Origin of the sequence: Sphingomonas segetis, from assembly GCF_009720245.1 — a bacterium.
In the GTDB taxonomy this organism is placed as follows: Bacteria; Pseudomonadota; Alphaproteobacteria; order Sphingomonadales; family Sphingomonadaceae; genus Sphingomicrobium; species Sphingomicrobium segetis.
Map to the genome: position 1 here is coordinate 1 of NZ_WJSQ01000154.1, position 6,132 is coordinate 6,132.

The window sequence follows — 6,132 nt, forward strand, 5'->3', positions numbered from 1 at the left end:
GGCGACTTCGACCTCGGCGCGCGCATCCTCGATCGCGCGGATCAGCCCGGCGGCCGTCTGAGCGGCTTCGCGCATGGCGACGGCCGATTGCTCCGCGGCAGCTGCGACTTCGCTGGTCTTGCCGAGCATTCCCCGCGCCGAAGCGGCGGTCGAGCGGGTGCGCTCGGTCAGCGCCTTCGATTGATCGGTGCTGGCCCGCACCAGCTCGGCGACATGGCGCTCGAATTCGCCGCTCTCGCGGCCGCGCAGGTCGGCGGCCTCGATTGCCTCGAGCAACGAAACCTGGGCGAGGATGATGTCGGTCTCGAATGTGCTGAGCCGGTAGAATGCGCCAAGGCACGCCTCGAGCTTGTCGCTGTCGCTCGAAAAGCGCTCGACAATGCCGGCGACAATCCGGGTCGCGGCCTGCGCGCGCGCCGCCATGTAGGTTGGAACGGACGTCTTCTCGCGAAAGATCTGGCGGCCGTATTCGGCGACGTTCTGGATCCAGTTGGCGTCGACCGCGCCTGTGTAATTGGCCGCGAACCGCTCGGCCCTCTCGGGTCCGAAGTGCGCCTGGATGGCGGCGACGACAATGTCGGTGGCATTCTCGCGAAGCACCCCGATGTCGCGCTCGAGCGAACCCCCGGCATTATAGGCGGCAAGCCGCGCGCTCACCTGGCCGTCCGTCAGCCGCTGCAGCTGTCCAGTGTCGCCACTCATTCGTCCGCTCTCCGTCATTGTCTGCGCATTTGCAGCCGGTCTTGCGCCGCGAATGGTTAAGACCCGGTTAGGCGCGCTCGCGGAAACTTGCGCGGTGCACGGCCGCGCCCTAAGCGGCGGGACCATGGCAAGCCCGAAATCCCGCCCGCTTTCGCCCCATCTCACGATCTGGCGCTGGGGCCCGCACATGGTCGTGTCGATCCTCCACCGTGCTACCGGAACCGCGCTGTCAGTGGCCGGCCTCGCGCTCCTCACCTGGTGGCTGATGGCGCTGGCGCAAGGGCCTGAGGCCTATGCAATCTTCGACAAAGCCGCGCGTGGCCCCGTCGGACTGATCGTGCTGGTCGGGCTCACCTGGAGCTTCTTCCAGCACCTGCTGTCGGGCATAAGGCATCTCGTCACCGACACCGGCGCCGCATTCGAGATTCGGGTCAACAAGACCTCCGCGATCCTGACCATCGTCGGATCGATCCTGCTCACCATCGTGCTGTGGGCGTGGCTGATGGGAGTGCGGCCATGAGCATCGGCGCAAGCTCGACTCCGCTCGGCAAGGTCCGCGGCCTCGGCTCCGCCCGCGAAGGCGGCGAGCACTGGCTCACGGAGCGCGTCACCAGCATCGCTTTGCTGCTTCTCGGTAGCTGGTTCGTCGCCTCGCTCCTGCTACTGCCGGGCCTCGACCCGCACACGCTCGCCGAATGGCTGAGCGCGCCGACCGGAGCGATCCCGATGGCGCTGCTGGTCGTCGTCGGCTTCAAGCATGCACTCGACGGCATGAAGGTAGTGGTCGACGACTATGTGCATGAGCCCGGCACGAATTTCGCGGTGAACACCTTCTTCCTGTTCCTCGCCGTCGCCGGCGCAGCCATCGCCCTCTACGCTCTTGCGTCGCTGGCGTTCGGAGCAAGGGCGTGAGCGCATATCAGATCGTCGACCATAGCTACGACGTCGTGGTCGTGGGCGCCGGCGGCTCGGGCCTGCGCGCCGCGATGGGCGCGGCCGAGCACGGACTGAAGACCGCCTGCGTCACCAAGGTCTTCCCAACCCGGAGCCACACCGTCGCCGCGCAAGGCGGGATCGCCGCCAGCCTCGGCAACATGGGCCCGGACCACTGGACCTGGCACATGTACGACACGGTCAAGGGCTCCGACTGGCTCGGCGACCAGGACGCGATCGAATATATGTGCCGCGAAGCGCCGGCCGCGGTCATCGAACTCGAGCATATGGGCCTGCCGTTCAGCCGCACCGCCGACGGGCGCATCTACCAGCGGGCGTTCGGCGGAATGACCCAGAACATGGGCGAAGGCCCGGCTGCACAGCGCACCTGCGCGGCCGCCGACCGCACCGGCCATGCGATGCTCCATACGCTCTATTCACAGAGCCTGAAGCACGACACCGACTTCTTCATCGAATATTTCGCGCTCGACCTGATCATGGAAAACGGCGTGTGCCGCGGCCTGGTCGCACTCAACCTCGACGACGGTTCGATACACCGGTTCCGAGCGCAGGCGGTGGTCATCGCGACCGGCGGGTACGGGCGCATCTATTTCTCCTGCACCGGCGCACATACGCAAACCGGTGACGGCAATGCGATGGTGCTCCGGGCCGGTCTCCCGCTCCAGGACATGGAGTTCGTCCAGTTCCACCCGACCGGAGTCTACGGCGTCGGCGTGCTGATCACCGAAGGCGCTCGCGGCGAGGGCGGCTATCTCACCAATGCCGAGGGCGAGCGCTTCATGGAGCGTTATGCACCACATGCGAAGGACCTCGCCAGCCGCGACGTCGTCTCGCGCGCCATGGCGATGGAAATCCGAGAGGGCCGCGGAGTTGGCGAGCACAAGGATCATATCTTCCTTCATCTCGACCATCTCGACCCCAAGATCCTGCACCAGCGGCTGCCGGGCATCACGGAGACGGCGAAAACCTTCGCTGGCGTAGATCTCACGCGCGAGCCGGTGCCGGTCGTTCCGACGGTCCACTACAACATGGGGGGAATCCCGACCAACTTCCACGGCGAAGTCGTGACTCTGAAGGACGGCATGCCGGATGCGGTGGTGCCGGGCCTGTTCGCGGTCGGCGAAGCGGCTTGCGTTTCCGTCCACGGCGCCAACCGCCTCGGCTCGAACAGCCTGATCGACCTCGTCGTGTTCGGCCGCGCCGCCGGCATCCGCCTCAACGAAGTGGTCAAGAAGGGCGCTCTTCCCGAAGCGCTGCCGAAGGATGCGGGCGAGCTTTCACTGACCCGCCTCGACAAGTACCGCTATGCCGACGGCGGCAGCCCGACCGCCGAGATCCGGCTCGAGATGCAGCGAACGATGCAGGCCGATTGCGGCGTGTTCCGCACCGACAGCACCCTCGGTGAGGGCGTCGCGAAAATCGACCAGGTGTTCGCGCGGATGGCCGACGTGAAGACCACCGACCGCAGCCTGATCTGGAACAGCGACCTCATGGAAACGCTCGAGCTCGACAACCTCCTGTCACTCGCGGTGGTGACCATGCACTGCGCCGCCAACCGCAAGGAAAGCCGCGGCGCGCACATGCAGGAAGATTACCCCGACCGCGACGACAAGAACTGGATGAGGCACACGATCTGCTGGTTCGACGGCTGGGGCGGCAAGGCTCCCGCGAACGGAGTGAAGATTGACTACCGCCCGGTCCACCAGTTCACACTCACGGATGACATTCAGACCATCCCGCCCAAGAAGCGGGTGTACTAGGCGCGACGAAGCTCCGCCGCGTAGCGCTGGGCCTTTTCCGCATAATGTGCCGCGGAGACTCGCAGCGCCTCTTTCTCCTGATCGCTGACCCGCCGCACCACGCGCGCCGGAGCACCGACGATCAGGCTGCCGCGCTCGAACCTTTTGCCTTCGGTGACCAGCGCGCCGGCGCCGACGATGCACTCGCTCTGGATCACCGCGCCGTTCAATATCCGCGCGCCCATGCCGATCAGGCAGTCGTCGGCGATCGTGCAGCCGTGGAGGATCGCCTGGTGGCCGACGGTCACGCGCGCGCCGATGGTCAGCGGGAAGCCCGGGTCGCTGTGGCCGACCGCGCCGTCCTGGAAGTTCGTCTCCGCGCCCAGGATCAGCGGCGTATTGTCGCCGCGAAGCACGGCGCCGAACCAAACGCTCGACCGAGCGCCGAGCCGGACGTCGCCGATGAGGTCGGCGGACGGCGCGGTCCACGCGCCTTCACCGAGCGCCGGTTCTACATTGCCTATCCGGTAGAGCGTCATTGGACCTCGCTCCGCGACGGGTCGTTGCTCCTGTCCTCGCTCGCGGCTCCCGCCTGAGCATCGGCCGCCGCGCCCCTGCGCAGCGGCTCGAGCGAGGGCGTCGGCCGAACGAACACCCGGAACAGCTCGGGATGCTCCTTGCGCAGCTCGTGCTCCATTTGGCCGATCAGCCGCTCCACCTCAGGGACGCGCAGCTCGTCGTCAAATTCGACGCTCAGCGTCGCGATCACCTGGTCGGGCGACAATTGCGTGGTGAGGATGCTTTCGAGGTCGCGCACGCCGGGCTGTTTGAGCGCGATCTCGCGGATTGAGCCGCTGAGCTTCGCCGACGCGCCCTCGCCGATCAGCAGCGCCTTGCTCTCGCGCGCGAGCAGCACCGCCACCGCGGCCAGCACGATCCCGATCCCGATCGAACCTGCGCCGTCGATCCAAGGCTTGCCGAGCGTCGTGCTGAGCACGGTCGCGATCGCCGCGATCACGATCCCGACCAGCGCCGCCGAGTCCTCGAACAGGACCATGAAGCTGGTCGGGTCCTTGCTCGCGCGGACCGCGGCGAAGATCGCCCTGTCGCCGCGCATGCGCTGGAACGCCGACCAGCCGAACCACCAGCTCACGCTCTCGAACACGAACGACGCCGCATAGACGATGTAGTTGATCAGCGGGTTGGTCATCGCTTCCGGGTGGCGGATGTGAATGACGCCCTCGTACATCGACACGCCCGCGCCGAGCGCGAAGATGAGCAGCGCGACGACGAACGACCAGAAATAGATTTCACGCCCGTAGCCGAGCGGGTGAGACTTGTCGGGCGGCTTCTTCGCCTGGTGGTGGCCGTAAAGCAGCAGGATCTCGTTGCCGGTGTCGACGATGGAGTGGACGGCTTCGCTGAGCATCGCCGAGCTGCCGGAGAGCGCCGCGGCGACGCCCTTGGTCACCGCGATCAGCAGATTGCCGATCAGCGCGGCGATGATCGCGGTGCGGGACGAATGCTCGACCATTCGCTGAAGAGAACCGCCACGCCGGACGATTGTTGCTGTGCCCGGCAGCGAGCTTGCGGAGCGACCGCATTGTCCGCACACTTGCGCCGGTTGGATGGAGACGGCGTGGCGCGGATCTTTCTCAGCTATGCGCGCGAAGACTCGGCCGCCGCGCAGGCGGCCGCGGCGGCACTCGAGCAGGGCGGGCACGAGGTCTGGTGGGACCATCATTTGCGCGCCGGATCGCGCTTCTCGTGGGACATCGACGCCGCGCTGAAGGGCGCTGAGGCGGTGGTGGTGCTGTGGTCGAAGGCTTCGGTCGAATCAGCCTGGGTGCAGGACGAGGCGGCGGAGGGCCTGGAAGGATCGCGGCTGGTGCCGGTCGCGCTGGACGGGACGCGGCCGCCGCTGGGGTTCCGGCAATATCATACGGTCGATGTGACGGGCGGGACCGCCGGTGCCGGTTCGTTCGAGCCGCTGGTCGCAGCGGTCGGGGCGAGATTGTCGGGCACGCCGAGTTCGCCGCCGCGACCGCGACAGACCGCGCAGGCGCAGCCGGCGATCTGCGTGCTGCCGTTCGCGAACAGGAGCGGCGATCCCGACCAGGATTATTTCGTCGAAGGGATCACCGACGATGTGATCACCGACCTTTCCAGGATTTCCGCGCTGACCGTCATCGGTCACAGGCTGGGGCGCGGCTCGGTGAGACCGGAACTGAAGCAGCTCGCGGCCGAGTTCGGCGCCAGCCACGTCGTCGAAGGGACGATCCGCAAGGCCGGCTCGCGGCTGCGCATCACCGCGCAGCTGGTCGTGGCCGCGACCGGCCGAAGCCTGTGGGCGGAGCGCTACGACCGCGAGTTCAGCGACATTTTCGACATCCAGGACGAGATCTCGAGCGCGATCGTCGAGGCGCTGCAGCTGACCCTCTTGCCCCATGAGAAAAGGGCGATCGGCGAAGGCCGCACCAGCAGCGCGGACGCTTACGACCTCTATCTCAAAGCGCGCGCGTTATGGCCTGCCGGCGCCGCCGGAGATTACCGCAAAAATGAGGAAGTCGTGCGGCTTTGCACCGAAGCGGCAGCACTCGACCCGGACTATGCCAACGCGTGGGCGCTGGCAGCGCTGGCTGGCGCCGAGTTGCGATTCTGGCAGGGGCGGCCGGTCGACGCGCTGGCTTTCGCCGCGCGGGCCGCGGCGCTCGACCCGCAGATGCCCGAGCCGCAT

Annotated in this window: 6 protein-coding genes and 1 pseudogene; 4 read left to right on the forward strand and 3 right to left on the reverse strand. The window is 67.1% G+C overall.

Going from position 1 to position 6,132, the window contains the following annotated elements:
- A pseudogene (locus GH737_RS15835) lies at positions 1–702 on the reverse strand (methyl-accepting chemotaxis protein); the annotation flags it as partial.
- 124 nt (positions 703–826) lie between these two features.
- Here GH737_RS15835 and sdhC point away from each other — a divergent pair.
- Genes sdhC through sdhA form a run of 3 tightly spaced genes read left to right on the forward strand, consistent with a single transcriptional unit; the run spans position 827 to position 3,416 of the window.
- On the forward strand, positions 827–1,222 hold the full coding sequence (gene sdhC, locus GH737_RS12310) for a succinate dehydrogenase, cytochrome b556 subunit (protein WP_155265102.1): 396 nt from the start codon (positions 827–829) through the stop codon (positions 1,220–1,222).
- Positions 1,219–1,614: a succinate dehydrogenase, hydrophobic membrane anchor protein gene (sdhD, locus tag GH737_RS12315; protein ID WP_155265103.1), complete on the forward strand. Its 396-nt coding sequence runs from the start codon at positions 1,219–1,221 to the stop codon at positions 1,612–1,614. The genes sdhC and sdhD overlap by 4 nt, the downstream gene beginning before the upstream one ends.
- Positions 1,611–3,416: a succinate dehydrogenase flavoprotein subunit gene (gene sdhA, locus GH737_RS12320; RefSeq protein WP_155265104.1), complete on the forward strand. Its 1,806-nt coding sequence runs from the start codon at positions 1,611–1,613 to the stop codon at positions 3,414–3,416. Before sdhD ends, sdhA begins: the two co-directional genes overlap by 4 nt.
- Here sdhA and GH737_RS12325 read toward each other — a convergent pair.
- Both GH737_RS12325 and GH737_RS12330 read right to left on the reverse strand, forming a co-directional pair.
- Positions 3,413–3,934: a gamma carbonic anhydrase family protein gene (locus GH737_RS12325; RefSeq protein ID WP_155265105.1), complete on the reverse strand. Its 522-nt coding sequence runs from the start codon at positions 3,932–3,934 to the stop codon at positions 3,413–3,415. The two genes, sdhA and GH737_RS12325, sit on opposite strands and share 4 nt — an antisense overlap.
- Positions 3,931–4,929: a cation diffusion facilitator family transporter gene (locus tag GH737_RS12330; RefSeq protein ID WP_155265106.1), complete on the reverse strand. Its 999-nt coding sequence runs from the start codon at positions 4,927–4,929 to the stop codon at positions 3,931–3,933. The genes GH737_RS12325 and GH737_RS12330 overlap by 4 nt, the downstream gene beginning before the upstream one ends.
- A 105-nt stretch (positions 4,930–5,034) precedes the next feature.
- Here GH737_RS12330 and GH737_RS12335 point away from each other — a divergent pair.
- Positions 5,035–6,132: TIR domain-containing protein (locus GH737_RS12335; protein WP_196233150.1), on the forward strand; the 1,098-nt coding region annotated here is incomplete at its 3' end.